General features: G+C 65.6%; 17 protein-coding genes. 6 read left to right on the forward strand and 11 right to left on the reverse strand.

The features are described from left to right. Nucleotides 1–42 precede the first annotated feature (42 nt). From rpsM to AB4089_RS03205, 5 genes are all read left to right on the forward strand, one after another. Nucleotides 43–417, forward strand: a complete 375-nt coding sequence (gene rpsM / locus AB4089_RS03185; RefSeq protein ID WP_003803743.1) for a 30S ribosomal protein S13 — start codon at nt 43–45, stop codon at nt 415–417. Between the two features lie 52 nt (nt 418–469). Beyond that, nucleotides 470–871, forward strand: a complete 402-nt coding sequence (gene rpsK / locus AB4089_RS03190) for a 30S ribosomal protein S11 (RefSeq protein WP_066436904.1) — start codon at nt 470–472, stop codon at nt 869–871. Nucleotides 872–1,004: 133 nt separating this feature from the next. Continuing rightward, a complete protein-coding gene (locus AB4089_RS03195; RefSeq protein WP_018773683.1) occupies nt 1,005–2,015 on the forward strand; it encodes a DNA-directed RNA polymerase subunit alpha in 1,011 nt (336 codons plus the stop codon). A gap of 77 nt (nt 2,016–2,092) precedes the next feature. Further along, complete coding sequence (gene rplQ / locus AB4089_RS03200) at nt 2,093–2,659, forward strand: 50S ribosomal protein L17 (RefSeq protein WP_441407850.1); 567 nt, start codon at nt 2,093–2,095, stop codon at nt 2,657–2,659. A gap of 31 nt (nt 2,660–2,690) precedes the next feature. Beyond that, entirely contained in the window at nt 2,691–3,581 is an 891-nt protein-coding gene (locus tag AB4089_RS03205; protein ID WP_441407851.1) for a tRNA pseudouridine synthase A, read from the forward strand. Between the two features lie 140 nt (nt 3,582–3,721). Here the strand turns inward: AB4089_RS03205 and AB4089_RS03210 are convergent, their stop codons facing one another. Beyond that, a complete protein-coding gene (locus tag AB4089_RS03210; protein ID WP_441407939.1) occupies nt 3,722–5,365 on the reverse strand; it encodes a sensor histidine kinase in 1,644 nt (547 codons plus the stop codon). A 304-nt stretch (nt 5,366–5,669) separates the two neighbouring features. On the opposite strand from AB4089_RS03210, the gene AB4089_RS03215 reads away from it, so the two are divergent. After that, a complete protein-coding gene (locus AB4089_RS03215; protein ID WP_441407852.1) occupies nt 5,670–6,425 on the forward strand; it encodes a response regulator transcription factor in 756 nt (251 codons plus the stop codon). Nucleotides 6,426–6,486: 61 nt separating this feature from the next. Here the strand turns inward: AB4089_RS03215 and AB4089_RS03220 are convergent, their stop codons facing one another. The 10 genes from AB4089_RS03220 to AB4089_RS03265 form a co-directional block, all read right to left on the reverse strand. Continuing rightward, entirely contained in the window at nt 6,487–7,002 is a 516-nt protein-coding gene (locus AB4089_RS03220; protein ID WP_441407853.1) for an Hpt domain-containing protein, read from the reverse strand. 132 nt (nt 7,003–7,134) lie between these two features. Beyond that, the gene (locus tag AB4089_RS03225) at nt 7,135–8,019 is read right to left on the reverse strand and encodes a type II secretion system F family protein (RefSeq protein ID WP_441407854.1); all 885 of its coding nucleotides are present in this window, start codon (nt 8,017–8,019) and stop codon (nt 7,135–7,137) included. Nucleotides 8,020–8,026: 7 nt separating this feature from the next. Next, a complete protein-coding gene (locus tag AB4089_RS03230) occupies nt 8,027–8,962 on the reverse strand; it encodes a type II secretion system F family protein (protein ID WP_441407855.1) in 936 nt (311 codons plus the stop codon). Nucleotides 8,963–8,969: 7 nt separating this feature from the next. Further along, the gene (locus tag AB4089_RS03235; RefSeq protein WP_441407940.1) at nt 8,970–10,310 is read right to left on the reverse strand and encodes a CpaF family protein; all 1,341 of its coding nucleotides are present in this window, start codon (nt 10,308–10,310) and stop codon (nt 8,970–8,972) included. Between the two features lie 198 nt (nt 10,311–10,508). After that, the gene (locus AB4089_RS03240) at nt 10,509–11,699 is read right to left on the reverse strand and encodes an AAA family ATPase (protein WP_441407856.1); all 1,191 of its coding nucleotides are present in this window, start codon (nt 11,697–11,699) and stop codon (nt 10,509–10,511) included. Then, entirely contained in the window at nt 11,696–12,472 is a 777-nt protein-coding gene (gene cpaB, locus AB4089_RS03245; protein ID WP_441407857.1) for a Flp pilus assembly protein CpaB, read from the reverse strand. The genes AB4089_RS03240 and cpaB overlap by 4 nt, the downstream gene beginning before the upstream one ends. 2 nt (nt 12,473–12,474) lie before the next feature. Next, nucleotides 12,475–13,449: a pilus assembly protein TadG-related protein gene (locus AB4089_RS03250; protein WP_441407858.1), complete on the reverse strand. Its 975-nt coding sequence runs from the start codon at nt 13,447–13,449 to the stop codon at nt 12,475–12,477. Beyond that, the gene (locus AB4089_RS03255) at nt 13,437–13,811 is read right to left on the reverse strand and encodes a TadE family protein (protein WP_441407941.1); all 375 of its coding nucleotides are present in this window, start codon (nt 13,809–13,811) and stop codon (nt 13,437–13,439) included. The genes AB4089_RS03250 and AB4089_RS03255 overlap by 13 nt, the downstream gene beginning before the upstream one ends. A 104-nt stretch (nt 13,812–13,915) precedes the next feature. Next, complete coding sequence (locus tag AB4089_RS03260; protein WP_441407859.1) at nt 13,916–14,155, reverse strand: Flp family type IVb pilin; 240 nt, start codon at nt 14,153–14,155, stop codon at nt 13,916–13,918. A 57-nt stretch (nt 14,156–14,212) separates the two neighbouring features. After that, nucleotides 14,213–14,452 (reverse strand): Flp family type IVb pilin, encoded by a 240-nt coding sequence (locus tag AB4089_RS03265; RefSeq protein WP_441407860.1) that lies wholly within the window; start codon nt 14,450–14,452, stop codon nt 14,213–14,215. Nucleotides 14,453–14,705: the final 253 nt, after the last annotated feature.

Genomic DNA, 14,705 nt, shown 5'->3' on the forward strand with positions numbered 1-14,705 from the left:
TACTGCCTACGACCTCCGGTTTATACAAGGAGTACTGCCAATATGGCTCGTCTCGCTGGCGTAGACATTCCCCGCGAAAAGCGGCTGGAAATTGCGCTTACTTACATCTACGGCGTGGGCAAGACCCGTGCACACGAAACCCTGGCTGCTACCGGCATCAGCGCTGACGTTCGGGTCAAGGACCTGACCGACGCGCAGCTGGTTGAGCTGCGTGACTACATTGAAGGCAACTACAAGGTTGAGGGTGACCTTCGCCGCGAGGTAGCCGCTGACATCCGCCGCAAGGTTGAGATCGGCAGCTACGAAGGCCTGCGTCACCGCAAGGGCCTGCCCGTACGCGGACAGCGTACGAAGACCAACGCCCGTACCCGCAAGGGCCCGAAGCGTACCGTCGCCGGCAAGAAGAAGGCCCGTTAATCCCTGAGGGATTAGCTCGGTTTTCCCCCGATAACTTTCTGTAGGAGAAAAAATGCCCCCGAAGACTCGTGGCGCGGTTCGCAAGCCGCGTAAGAAGGACAAGAAGAATATCGCGCTGGGCCAGGCGCACATCAAGAGCACCTTTAACAACACCATCGTGTCCATCACGGACCCGAGCGGTGCTGTCATCTCCTGGGCTTCGTCCGGCGAGGTTGGCTTCAAGGGCTCGCGTAAGTCCACCCCGTTCGCTGCCCAGATGGCCGCCGAAGCCGCCGCAAAGCGTGCACAGGAGCACGGCATGCGCAAGGTTGACGTGTTCGTCAAGGGACCGGGTTCCGGACGCGAAACCGCCATCCGTTCGCTGCAGGCCGCTGGCCTCGAGGTTGGCTCCATCCAGGACGTCACCCCCAGCGCCCACAACGGCTGCCGTCCGCCGAAGCGCCGCCGCGTCTAAGGCTTTCCAGCGCCCAGGAGCTTGCCCGGACCCTCAACGGTCCGGGCAGGCCCGGCCGCGTTAAGTCTTCAGACCGATCTTTCCACCACCTGTGTTGCGTCATATAGCGGATGCTCGCCGAAAGGAAACCTAAGTGCTCATTGCACAGCGCCCCACCCTCTCCGAAGAGGTCGTCTCCGAAAACCGCTCCCGGTTCATCATCGAACCGCTGGAGCCGGGCTTTGGTTACACCCTCGGAAACTCCCTCCGCCGTACCCTGCTCTCCTCCATCCCCGGTGCCTCTGTAACGAGCATCCGGATCGATGGCGTGCTGCATGAGTTCACCACGGTTCCGGGTGTGAAGGAAGATGTCACTGAGATCATCCTGAACATCAAGAACCTGTCGGTTTCCTCCGAGCACGACGAGCCGGTTGTTGCTTACCTGCGCAAGCAGGGCCCGGGAGTCGTCACCGCCGCGGACATCGCTCCGCCGGCCGGCGTCGAATTCCACAACCCGGATCTGCACATTGCCACGCTGAACTCGAAGGGCAAGTTCGAACTCGAACTGACCATCGAGCGCGGTCGCGGCTACGTTTCGGCAGCTCAGAACAAGTCCGGCGACTCCGAGATCGGCCGCATCCCGGTCGACTCGATCTACTCGCCGGTCCTGAAGGTTACTTTCCGCGTGGAAGCTACCCGTGTTGAGCAGCGCACTGACTTCGACAAGCTCATTGTCGACGTCGAGACCAAGCAGGCAATCGCCCCGCGCGACGCCGTTGCTTCGGCAGGTACCACCCTGGTGGAACTGTTCGGTCTGGCCCGCGAGCTGAACACCGCAGCTGAAGGTATCGAGATCGGTCCGTCGCCGACGGACGCTGCCCTGGCAGCGGACATGGCTCTGCCGATCGAGGATCTGGACCTGACGGTCCGTTCCTACAACTGCCTCAAGCGTGAGGGCATCCACACCGTGGGTGAACTCGTTGCCCGCTCCGAGGCTGACCTCATGGACATCCGCAACTTCGGTGCGAAGTCCATCGATGAGGTCAAGGCCAAGCTGGTCGAACTGGGCCTGTCCCTCAAGGACTCCCCTCCCGGTTTCGATCTCGCAGCACGTGCCGCAGCCATCGAAGAGGACGACGCCGCGTTCAGCGACGACGAGCTCTAACCAACAGATCTTGGCCGGCTGGCTGGATGCACCATGGTGTGCGCAGCCCAACGGCTTCCATATGAGGAGAAACTATTATGCCTACCCCCGCTAAGGGTCCGCGCCTCGGAGGCGGAGCGGCTCACGAGCGTCTTATGCTCGCGAACCTGTCCGCCGCACTTTTCGAGCACAAGCGGATCACCACCACGGTGACCAAGGCCAAGCGCCTGAAGCCGTACGCCGAGCGCCTGGTGACTTTCGCCAAGCGTGGCGACCTGGCTTCCCGCCGCCGTGTACTCGGCCTGATCAGCAACAAGGGCGTCGTCCACGAGCTGTTCACCGACATTGCACAGGCAGTGGAGAACCGCGATGGCGGCTACACCCGCATCACCAAGATCGGCAACCGCAAGGGCGACAACGCTCCCATGGCTGTCATCGAACTGGTTCTCGAGCCGGTTTCCGCGAAGCAGGCTGTTGTAGCCGAGGCTACCTCCGCTGCCAAGAAGGACGCAGAGAAGAAGGACGCCGCCAAGGCCGAAGCAGCTCCGGTTGCCGAGACCGAAGAGGCTCCCGAGGCTGAGGTCGTTGAGACCGAAGCTGCAGCAACCGAAGAGGCTCCGGCCGCTGAGGAAGCAGCCGTCGAGTCCGAGAAGGACGCGAAGTAATTCGCTAAAACCTTCTTATAGACTTAAGTCTATGAACGAGCTCAAACCCGCTGCCCCCGTCTTGGGGGGCGGCGGGTTTTTGCGTATCCGGATGGATGTGGCGTACGACGGCGGCCCCTTCAGCGGGTGGGCGGTCCAGCCGGGACTGCGCACTGTCCAGGGGGTCCTCGAGGAGGCCCTCGAACTGCTGATCCGCCGCCCCGTCCGGGTCACGGTGGCCGGCCGCACGGACGCCGGCGTGCACGCCCGCGGCCAGGTGGTCCACCTGGACCTGACCGAGGCGGAGTGGCTGGGCCTGAATCGGGGCGCTGAACTGGATCCCGCCGTTGCCCTGCTCCGCCGGATCCGCGGCGCCCTGAGCCGGGGCCTGGGGGAGCTCAGCGGGGCGATCGAGGTGCACAGGGTGAGCGTGGCGCCCGTTGGGTTCGATGCCCGCTTCTCGGCCCTCTGGCGACGCTATTCGTACCGGATCGCGGACGGCCCCGCGCTGTGGGACCCGCTGGGCCGCGCGTTGACTCTCTGGCACAAGGTCCCGCTGGACGTCGGGCTCCTCAACGAGGGCGCCGCGCGGCTGCTGGGGCTCCAGGATTTCCGCTCGTACTGCAAGCCCCGCGAAGGCGCCACGACCATCCGTGAACTGCAGCGCTTCGAATTTGCGCGCGGCACCGACGGGGTCATCGTCGCCACCGTCCAGGCCGACGCGTTCTGCCACAACATGGTCCGGTCCCTGGTGGGCTCGGCGCTGTACGTGGGGGAGGGCGTGGAGGCCCCGGACTGGCTCTACGACCGGCTGCTCGCCCGGCAGCGCGACGCCAAGTCCGTGCTGGCTGCCCCGCATCCGCTGGTGCTCGAGGAAGTGGCCTACCCAACGGACGGCGGCCTGCTGGCCCGCGCCGAACTGACCCGGGCACTGCGCGCCTAAGACCGCCGATCTTCCCCAGTTTCGACGACACCAGACCGCTGGAAGGCGGCGGTTCGGAGCGACACGTCGGCCGGGGCTTCCGAAGGTGGGGAAACTCCGGCGCAGCCGGCAGCCGGCAACCGGTGACGGCGAATGTAACGCTAGGAGGCGGCCGGGTGCCCGTCGGCGGGAAGCTCAAGTGTGAACGTGCTCCCGTGTCCGGGGCGGGTGCGGCACGAGATGGATCCGCCGTGCCGTTCCACGATGGCTTTCGTGATGGACAGTCCCAGGCCCGCGCCGGGAATGGAACCGTCGCGAACGGCCGGGCTGCGGAAGAAGCGGGTGAAGACGCGGTCGGCGTCGGCGGCTGTCATGCCCATCCCGGTGTCCTCGACGTGGAGGCGCACTAAGCCGTCGCCGGTAGTGGCGGAGACCCGCACCGATCCGCCGTCGGGTGAGTACTTGATCGCGTTTGAGACGAGGTTGTCCAGGGCCTGGCTGATCCGGAGCGGATCCACGTGCGCCCAGAGCGGGCCCCGCACCTCCATGGCGAGGGATACGCGGGACGCCTGGGCGTGGGCCTGGGCCGAGCCGAGGCTCGCCTCCACCAGCCCGGCGAGGTCGGTCCTGCGGGGATGGACATGGAGGGCGGCGCTGGCGGACATAAGCAGGTCCGACACCAGCGCCAGCAGCCGTTCCGCGTTGCGCTGCGCCACTTCGACGCGGCGCACCACCGGGCTGTCCAGGCCCTCCGTGTCGGCGAGCACCAGATCCAGGTTGCCAATGATCGAGGTCAGCGGCGTGCGGAACTCGTGGGAGACAGTGGAGACCACCTCGTCTTTCGCCGCGAGGGCGTCCACCAAGCCGGTGACCTCATTGAAGACCACAACAGCGCCGCGGAAGTCATCGGCGTCGTCCTTCAGGGGCCGGGCCCCCGTTGAGACGACCCGGCTGGCCGGCCCCTCGCCGAAGCAGACAAGGTAATCGGCGAAGGACTCGCCGCCCAGCGCCCGGTGGATAGGGCGGCGCTCCAGGGGCAGCGGCGTGTTTCTGTCCTGCCCGGTCAGCACGAGCCGGCCCTCTTCTTCCGGCACTTCGTCCGTCAGTGACGCTGACGGCGGGTGCGCAGCCGCCGGCCCCGCCGCAGGCACGGCCGCGTTGGGGCGGTCCGCGGAGGCCGCGGACTCCTCCAGCTGGGCCTGCCAGCTGTTGGTCAGCAGGCGGCGACCGTCGGCGTCGACTGCCACGATCCCGACGTCGACGGTGTCAAGAATCGTATTCAGGAGCCGCTCACGCTCGCGGCTGTCTGAGAGCAAGACTTCCAGTTCGGCTTCCTTGGACTTGATCCGCCACTGCTCGTGGCGCAGCCGCGCACGGGCAAAACGCATGGCCAGGGAGACCGCAAGCATCATCAACGGCACCAGCACGGCTTCTGCGATGCGGGCCGCAACCGGTGCACCCCGGTCCGCAAGGAGCCAGGGCGCGGCGGCCAGCAGGGGGACCGTGAAGCTGAGCCAAAGGCTCGCGGGTGCGGACAGGCTGGACGCCGAAATCCACACCACGGGCAGCACAGAGAGCACACCGGGATCCGGCAGGCCAGCTGAACTGCCGTCTCGAAGGAGCCCGATCGCGACCAGGTCCAGGACGGGGATGGCGAGTGGCGCCAACCGCCCGAGGCGCTGCCAGGGGACTGCGACACAGGCCAGCAGGAGCGCGGTCTGCAGGCCTAGCGCGTACCGGCACAAGGTGCTGTCGGGAAGTCCGGGCCACGCGGCGGGGGCAGCGAATACGACGGCCGCCATCATCACTGCCAGCGGCAACTGGCACACGAGGACCCGCGCGCGCGGCCCCAGGGCCTTGCCGTATCGATCCACACCGCGGATCAGCCGCTGTCTAAGCAAAGACGCCGCGCTCCCTTCCCGTTGACCCATTTTTACATCTTGTGTCACGCAAAATTGACACAAATCGAAGTTTTCCCATTTGTCTTAGCTGGCAGCGGAGAATTTGACCCGTAGGGTGGGTATTCTGACAATGCTGGCTGGGGCCGACGGGATCAGTGTTGCCACCGCATCCGCGGGCGGCAACGTAGCGTGCCACGTGAGGGGGGCCATGTCCGACCTTGGAGTCGCCGTTGTCGTAGAAGACGACGAGGATGTTCGGAACCTTGTCGAAGCCGTATTGAGCCAGGCGGGCTTCGAAGTTCACTCCGCGGCCGGCGGCCGGGAAGGCGTCGACGTCGTCAGGGCGCAAGAGGCGAACGTGGTCACCCTGGATGTCGGGTTGCCCGATATCGACGGTTTCGAGGTGCTGCGCCGGATCCGGCAGTTCAGCGACGCATACGTGGTCATGTTGACGGCGCGTACCGATGAACTCGACACCTTGACGGCATTTCACACCGGAGCCGATGACTTCCTGGCGAAGCCTTTCCGGCCCCGCGAATTGCGCGCCCGCGTAGGCGCCATGATGCGCCGGCCCCGGCACGACATCCGGGCCGGGCAGGTATCCAATCCTGAGGCTCCCGCGGCCGTGGAAGCGACCCTCAGTCCCGTGCTGCGCCACAACGGGCTGGACCTGAACCCCGAGACGCGGACCGTTAGCGTCGACGGCGTGGCTGTCAGCCTGACGCGCAGCGAGTTCGACCTCCTGCAGGCACTCCTCAAGGGCGCCGGCGCCGTTCGGTCCAAAACCGAACTGGTGCGGGTGGTCCGCGGCGATTACTACCGGGCGGACGCCTTCATCAGCGAATCCGACGAACGCGCCGTCGAGGTGCATATCGGCAACCTTCGGAGGAAACTCGGCGAGGACCCGGTGGAACCGCGCTGGCTGCAGACCGTCCGCGGCGTGGGCTACCGGTTGGCGCCGTAGCGGTAGCACGCCCGCTCTCAGGCGTGCGGGCGGCCTGACGGGGCCGGTGGTCCGGGTGGATCTAGCTGTCCCACAGGACATAGCTAAACTGGAGCTCGTCGACCGTTTCGTCGCCGCGTTCGGCAACGTCGCGCAAGAGCACCAGGGCATGGCCCATGTCGCCGGCCCTGAGGGCAGTCTCCAGTTCGCCGGCGAGCTGGGCCAGGCGCAGGCCGCCGACCATTTCGGAGGATGTTTTGAGGCTCAGTACCGCGTCCATGGACCGTGCAAGGTCCCCGTCCTCGAGGGCTGAGGCCAGCGTTTGGTAGCGCTGGTCCCACATCTTGGTGTAATCCCTGGCAAATCCCTTAGCCACGGCCGGGCTGTCGAGTTGGGCACCCAGGTCCTGGAGCGCGGCCGGATCCACAAGCGGTGGCGCCGTCGGAAGGGCTGTGGGGTCCATCGTGGGGTCCGCGAACGGAGTGGGCGCAGCAACACTGGCCGCCGGCAGGACAGTCTCCGGCTGTTCGGGAGTGTCCGTGTGAGCGAGGACGACGCTCGCATTGCTCTCGTCGGGGCTGGCACTGGGTAGGGGCATGGGACCACGCTACTTGCTGATATGGCCGATGCCTTGCAGCCCGGCCTATCCTGCGGAAACCCTGAGGCTTTCCGAAGGGGAACCAGCCACGCCCGCTATTGCCAGCCATGGACTCGGCTGTGATGCCGGCCGCTACTGTCCGCTGAACGTGTCTATTGCGTTGATGACAGCAGGGCCCAGGATGGCGATGAAAAGCACAGGAAAGATGAAAAACAACAAGGGGAACAAGATGGTGACGGGCAACTTCATGGCCTTCTCCTCGGCCCGCTGCCGGCGTTTGACCCGCATGACCTTTGCCTGCACCCGCAGCACCCGGCTGATGGCGATGCCGTAGGCGTCGGCCTGGACCACCGCCTGGACGAAGCTGCGCAGCTCAGGCACATTGGTCCGTTCCGCCAGCGCAATATACGACTCGCGCCGGCTGCGACCCACCTGCATGTCCTGCAGGGTCCGGATCAGTTCGTCTGCCAGCGGGCCCTTGCCGTTTTCGCCCGCCCGGGCCATGGCCCCCTCGAAGCCGAGGCCGGCTTCCACGGAGATGAGCATCTGGTCCAGAGTATTGGCCAGTTCCAGCTGCATCGTCTTCTGGCGCTCCTGCCCCTTGCTGTAGAGCAGGAGGTCAGGGATGAAGTACCCCAGCAGGAACACAAAAATACCCACGAGCTTGAGGATCGGCGTCGGGCCGTTGGCGCTGATCCAGAAGCCCAGGAGTGCGCCCACCAGACCAAGGAGCGGCTTTGTCGCGAGCACCCGGCCCAGCGGCAGCGAGGCGGGGCGTCCGGCGAGGGACAACAGCTTGTCCAGCCTGCGGATGTACGCCTTGGGCGTCAGCCGGCGCCCGACCGCTTCCAACAGGCCACTGCGCGCCCGCTGGGTGAGTTCGGCGGGGCCGGTGCCCAGGGCGAGCAGCTCCCGGAGGGCGCGCTGTGACTTGCGGTCGACGGAGAGCAGGGACCACACAAGATAGCCGAGTGGCAAGGCCACCAGGAGCACGGCAAGGAGAACAGCAGGTGCCATGGCTACCTCAGAACTTCAGGTCGATGATCTTGCGCATCCACAAACCACCAATGGTCATCAGGATGACGGAGGCGACGATCATGATCCAGCCCAGCGGGTGCGTGAACATGACGTTCATATAGCCGGGGTTGACAAGCATCAGCATCACGACAATTCCGATCGGCATGGCCATGAGGATATAGGCGGAGAACTTGCCCTCGGCAGCGAGGGACTTGATGTGTCCTTTGATCTCGCTGCGCTCGCGGATGGTCTCGTTGACCTGGTCCAGGACTTCGGCCAGGTTCCCGCCTACCTCGCGGTTGATCTGGATGGCCTGTGCGATCCAGACAAAGTCCTCGTTCCGCATCCGGCCTGCGGTGTCGCTAAGGGAAGCCAGCAGGTCGCGGCCCAGGCTGGTCTCGGTAACCACCCGGCGCATCTCCTCCGACGTCGGGCTTTGCGATTCGGTGGCTGCGGCGTCGATGGCGCGCAGGATGCTGTGTCCGGCCCGGAGCCCGCCGGAGAGCAGCTGCAGGGTGTCGCCGAGCTGCTGGTCGAACTTGCTGCGGCGCTTGCCGGTCAGGTAGCCGATCACGAGGTGCCCCACCACCGGTGCCAGGAGTACCAGCAGAATCGCCAGCAAAGGTCCTGCGACGACGAAACCCGCGAGGCCCCCGGCAAAGGCACCGGCCAGGAGCAGGACGTAGAAGTCGGCCTGGCCCAGGCGCAGGCCGGCCTGTTCCAGCGACTCACGGCTGAAGAGCCGGACCTTGCGGGCCGAGAAGAATCCGTCCACCAGGTGCACGGCCGAGCCGGCGAACCGCGTCAGCTGCGAGTCTGGCTGGCGCTGGACTGGCCTGCGCCGGTCCAGCGGGACACTCACCCCGCCCGGGGCGAGCAGCACGATCCCCAGGACCACCACTGCAATGAAGAGCAGGCCGACGCCGATGGACAGCAGGGTCATGGACGGATCACACCCTTCCGGCCGACATCAGCGGCGCGGCAAATACTGCGGGGGAGACATGGATGCCCAGGTCCTCGAAACGGTCGATGAAGCGCGGGCGGATGCCGGTCGGGACCGGCCGGCCGAGGAACCGGCCGTGGGCATCGACGCCGGCCGCGTAGTCAAACACGAAGGCGTCCTGGAGCGTCACGATGTCTCCCTCCATGCCCTGGACCTCGGTCACGTGGGTGATGCGCCGGGTTCCGTCCCGCAGCCGGGAGATCTGGATGATCAGGTTGACGGCCGAGGCGATCTGTTCCCGGATGGCGCGCAGCGGCAGGTCCATCCCGGCCATGAGCACCAGCGTCTCCAGGCGGGCCACGGCATCGCGCGGCGAGTTGGAGTGGACGGTGGAGAGTGAACCGTCATGGCCGGTGTTCATCGCCTGGAGCATGTCCAGCGACTCCCCGCCGCGGACCTCGCCCACAACGATCCGGTCCGGCCGCATACGCAGCGAATTGCGGAGCAGTTCGCGGATGGTGACCTCGCCCTTGCCCTCGGTGTTCGGCGGCCGGCTTTCCAGCCGCACCACGTGCTCCTGCTGGATCTGGAGTTCGACGGCGTCCTCGATCGTCACGATTCGCTCGTCGTGGGGCAGGAAGGAGGACAGGACGTTGAGCAGTGTCGTCTTGCCGGTGCCCGTGCCCCCGGAGACGATGATGTTGAGTTTGGCCTTCACACATGCATTGAGCAGCTCCGCCATTTCCGGCGTCAGCGTGCCGAACTCGATGAGGTTCCGGACCGTCAGCGGCACCTTGCTGAACTTTCTGATGGTCAGTGACGAACCGCCAACGGCGAGCGGCGGGATGACGGCGTTGACGCGGGACCCATCCTCGAGGCGGGCGTCCACCAGGGGCGAGGACTCGTCGATCCGCCGGCCAACCTTGGAAACAATGCGCTCGATCACCTTCCGGAGGTGGTCCTCGGAGCTGAAACGCGATTCGGTCAGGGTCAGCTTTCCGTGGCGTTCCACGTAGATCTGGTCCATCCGGTTGACCATGATCTCCGTGACGGCGGGGTCGTCTAGGAAACGTTGCAAGGGCCCGTAGCCCAGTACGTCGTCGGCCACGTCGCGGACCAGCCGGGAGCGCTCCTCGACGGACAAGGGGACCTGTTCGGCGTCGATGATGCGGGTCAGTTCCTCCCGCGCGGACGTGCGGAGGTCCTCTTCCTTGGTTGCCGAATCGTTGAAACGGGTTCCCAGGCGTTCGAACAATGCGGTGGCCGCGCGCTCTTTGAGGGCCGCGAAGGCATCCACGGGCTGCTGGCCCCGGGCTCGGGCTTCGTGGTGCTCTGTGAAGCCCGGCAGGGGTGTGGGGCCGCTCTTTTCGAGCACGACGGCGGCCGGCAGCGCCGCCGTCGTCCCGCTTCCCCGGATGGGGGAGCCGGGGAGCGGTGCGGCGTGCAGGGTGGATGCATGCTCGCCGGATCCGTGCTGGGCGGATCCGGCGAGGGTGGCGCCGCCGGGTGTTCCCTCGGCGGAGCGGAGCCGTTCGGAGAGTTTCACCTAGACCACCACCCGCCGGTGGAGTTTCCTTTGGGCAGTGGCGCGCCACGCTGGATCAAACCGGTTGACGAGCTGTTTCAGCCCCTTGATGGCCGGGTCCTTGCGGCCGTCCTGGAGCACCGGAACTCCGCGGTTGGTGGAGATGGCGACTGCCTTGGACCGGGGAATGCTGACGTCCACGGGCGCCCCGATGGTCGCCTCGACGTCCTGGACGCTCAGCCCGGACTTGGAGTCGGCCATGTTCAGGACCACGTGGCGGGTTTCGGGCAGCAGGTCCAGCCGCCGGAGGATTTCCAGGCCCGAGCGCAGCCCGCGGATGCTGGGCACGTCCATGGCGGTTACCCAGACGGCGTCCGTGCATTGCTCCAGGGCGGCGAGCCCGATCTCCGGGAGCCCGGGAGCTGTGTCGACGACGACGTACTGGAACTGTTCGGCCAGTTGATCGAGCAGCCGGGTGACCTGCTGCGGTGTGATGTCGTCAGCCTCCTCGGGCGTCCGGGGGGCGCAGAGGGCGTAAATGCTCCCGGGGTGGACGGTGAGGAAGGCCTTGAGCACGAGGGAATCGTGGCTGGCCGAGGTCGAGACGGCGTCAGTGACGGTGTGCTCCGGGTTCAGGTACAGGCCAGAGGCGACGTCGCCGAACTGCAGGTCCAGGTCCACGATCACCACTCCCATGGGCGCGACTTTGCCGAGCCCGATCGCGATGTTGGTGGCAAGCGTGGTCTTGCCGACTCCGCCCTTGGGGGAGAAGACCCCGATCACCAGTCCCCTGGCGCTGTCCGGCTGGCTGGCGGCCGAGGTCCGGTTGCGGGTGGCGAACGACTGGCAGGCCCGCTCGAGCAGCACCCGGATCTGGGCGGGGTCCGCCGCCGGGCTGAGGATGTCACGGATGCCGGCCCGCATGGCCAGCAGGACGAAGTCCGGTTCTGCCTCGCCGACGAGGATGACGCTCAGTTCGGGAAGCTGGACGTCGAAGACCGTCGCCAGGCGCAGGGCGTCCTCCGCCGGGACATCCGGTCCCAGGATCAGGACCTCGGGCCGTTCCTGGTTGAGGTTCGCGAAGAGCTCAGCCGGGTTCGCGGGATTGACGAATGCGAAGGTCTGCAGGCCGCCCGGAAGGCCCCCGGCCAGTGCCTGGCGGACGCGGGCATCGAAGTCCGTGTTGGGGGAAATCAGGACAAAGCGGCTCACTTGTACACCTCTGGTTTCGTCATGATTCCGGGCCGGCCGCTGTCCTTGGCGTTGAGCGGTTCCTTGCTCAGCCAGAGGCTGGCGGTGTCCGTGAACTCCGAGGCGTAGACGATCTTTCCGGCGTCGACGTCGTTGACGGCGACAGTCAGCAGCAGCGAACCGGTGGGGAGCGACGTGTCTTCGGCCGGTGCGGTGGTGCCATCTGTTGAGGGCTGGGCGGGAGGGGTAGCGACGGGGGCACGTTGCACTGCGGTTACCAGCACCTTGTGGATGGTCAACTGCGTGGTTTGCTTCTCCGGGTTGGCTTCGAGGCCCCCGCTTTTGAAGGAAATGAAGATGCCGACGTGATCCCCGGGTGCCAGCCTGCCGCCCACGACGCGCTGCGGTTCCAGCTGGAAGGACACCTCCTGGAGCCCCACCGGGATGTCCACCGATCCGCTGGTTTTCAGTTCTTCGGGGGCGATCAGGCGCTCCGTGACGAGCTGTTCGCCGGGGAGCAGATCGACGGCGGTGACCTTGCCTGCCAGCCCGTCCAGGTTGCGGAGCGCGGACTTGGCGACGGCCGTGCCCGGAAGTTTTTCGGTGGCGAGGAAGGGCTGGAGGGTCTCCACGGACGTGCCGGCGGGTATGGCTTTAGACACCACGAGAACGTCCTGGGGATCCAAGCCCTGCACGGCCCGTGCGTCGGCTCCCTGCGCGTAGCTGACCACCAGTACGGCTCCGACGACGGCCAGCACCAAGGCCGCGATTCCTGCCAATAGGCGTGACTTCATTTTTAGGGCACTCCAATGGTGAGGCGGACAATTGAGGTCCCGTAGTCCGGTGCTGCGCCGAGTTCGAAGGCGTCGGACAGAGAAACGTATCGGACGAAATAGCCCTTGATGGTCTTGTTCTTGAGCGTTCCGCTCAATGACCAGCTGTAATTGGAAAACCGGTAGCCAGTGACATGGAAGGCGGCAAATCCCTTCACGTAGTACTTGCCGCTGGAGCCGTTGCCGGTGGCCACGTCGTACAGCGGGAAAAGTACTGTTTGGTCATTCATCTTGCTCATGTCCGCAGCCGTGCACTCGCTTGGTGCGCTCGCGCCCGTGTTGCTGGTGAACCATGCGCCAGCACTGTTTGCCTGTCCGGCGGTCAGGGTGACCCCGCATTTTGCATCGCTATCGGAAATCCAGCCGAAGCCACCCGGGATCTCGCCACAGCCGCCGGAATCCATGTCAAGGACCTGTTCGGCGCCGGCCAGCGAGCCTGGCGTCAGGTTGAGTTTGCATTGGGCAATCGCCAGAGGCAGAAGGATCGTACCCGTGGACGGCGTCCCCCACTCCACCCGGGACGTGGCTGTTACTTCCGCGCTTGAAAAACCCAGGGCACGGGCGAAGAAGAGGGAAACCCTGTTGGGCGTCTTACCTGCTTCCTGGGCACCCACCGTTACTTTCACGGTGCGGGCGGTTTTGTCCAGGACGAGGTCAGCGATGTTGCTCGCGCCGTCGCCGGCGTTTCCGTTGGCGAGGCTTCGGGCGAGTGTGGAAGTGGTGGAGCAGTCGGCGTCGTTGATGTTCTTGGCGCACTTTTGGGCGACCATGAGAGCAACAGCATCAGAGCCGTTCTGATCCTGGGTCCTCTCCGCGTACAGCATCCCGACGTCGACCGCCAGTGCGGCAAACCCCAACAAAGTCACCATGAGGATTGCTACAAGGACGCTGATGGCGCCGCGCTCGCCGTCGGTGGTTGTAATTCTTAGCCGCCGCACAGCATGACTCCTTTGCCTTCCATAGTGAACGGGCCTGCGATGCCGGTCATGGTGGAGAGCGAGTAGGTGATCTTGACCGTTACCTGCGCCCCGGAGGTGCAGGGGGTGGGGCTGATCGTGATATCGGCGTCCGTCAAGACAGGCTGCAACGCCGTGGCCGCGTTCTTTGCAGCAGTACGCGCGGCCGTGGTGTCGTTGCCTATTGCCATCACACGCACGCCCTCGCGGGCGGCACTGGATAGCGAAATCTGGGCGTTGTAGGCGCGGCCGAATTCCATGATGCCCAGCAGCAGCATGATCAGTACCGGAGCCAGGAGCGCGAACTCCACGGCGACGGCCCCCCGTTCTTTTGTCGTGGAAATAGGGGGCCGCCTTTCTGGATGTCGCTGGCCGCTGGCGCCTGATGCGGACAGGGTCTGGAGGGCCGAAGCCTTCCGCAACCCTGTTCGGCCGGTCGTGCTGGGTGCTACTTCGAGCAGGAACCGTCCGTGGTCACGCCGCCGGTAGTGGTGGCTGCCGTGTAGGCGCCGCCCTTGACGCTGCACTGGACGGAGTTGAAGGTTTCCTTCAAGGTGCCGCCGAGGAGCGTCACGGCGACGATGATGACGACGGCGATGAGGGAGACCATGATGCCGTATTCGACGGCGGTGGCGCCGCGCTGGTCGCGGCGAACGCGGGCAGCGATGTTGTTGAAGCGGAAACGCACGATGCCTCCTGGGCGGTAGATGCGGCCTGAACGGACCAGAGAACAGGGAAGGGCGGCTTACTTAGAGCACTTGCCGTCGGTCGTGACGCCGCCCGTGGTGGTGGCTGCCGTGTAGGCGCCGCCCTTGACGCTGCACTGGACCGAGTTGAAAGTCTCTTTCAAAGTGCCGCCGAGGAGCGTCACGGCGACGATGATGACGACGGCGATGAGGGAGACCATAATGCCGTATTCGACGGCGGTGGCGCCTCGCTGATCTCGGCGAAGGCGGGCTGCGAAGCTGGAGAAAATGGAACGCATTGGTGACTCCTGAGCGAGTTGGGAGGCTGGTCCTGCRCCAGCGCTGAGAGGAACTTAGCAATCGACGACACGCCGAGGATTCGTGCTTGACGCATCCTGTGCCAAGGCTTCCCAAACTGCACGTTTCCTGTACATTCCCTGCGCTCATCTTGCGCTGGGCGCGCCGAAGGACCCCCTTGGCTCTGGTCCAAGGGGGTCCGGTATCTGGGCTGTCAGCCGAGGTCGGCGGCCTCCAGCAGGCGGCTGGCCGACA

Origin of the sequence: Arthrobacter sp. 2MCAF15, assembly GCF_052115605.1 — a bacterium.
Taxonomy (GTDB): Bacteria; Actinomycetota; Actinomycetes; order Actinomycetales; family Micrococcaceae; genus Arthrobacter.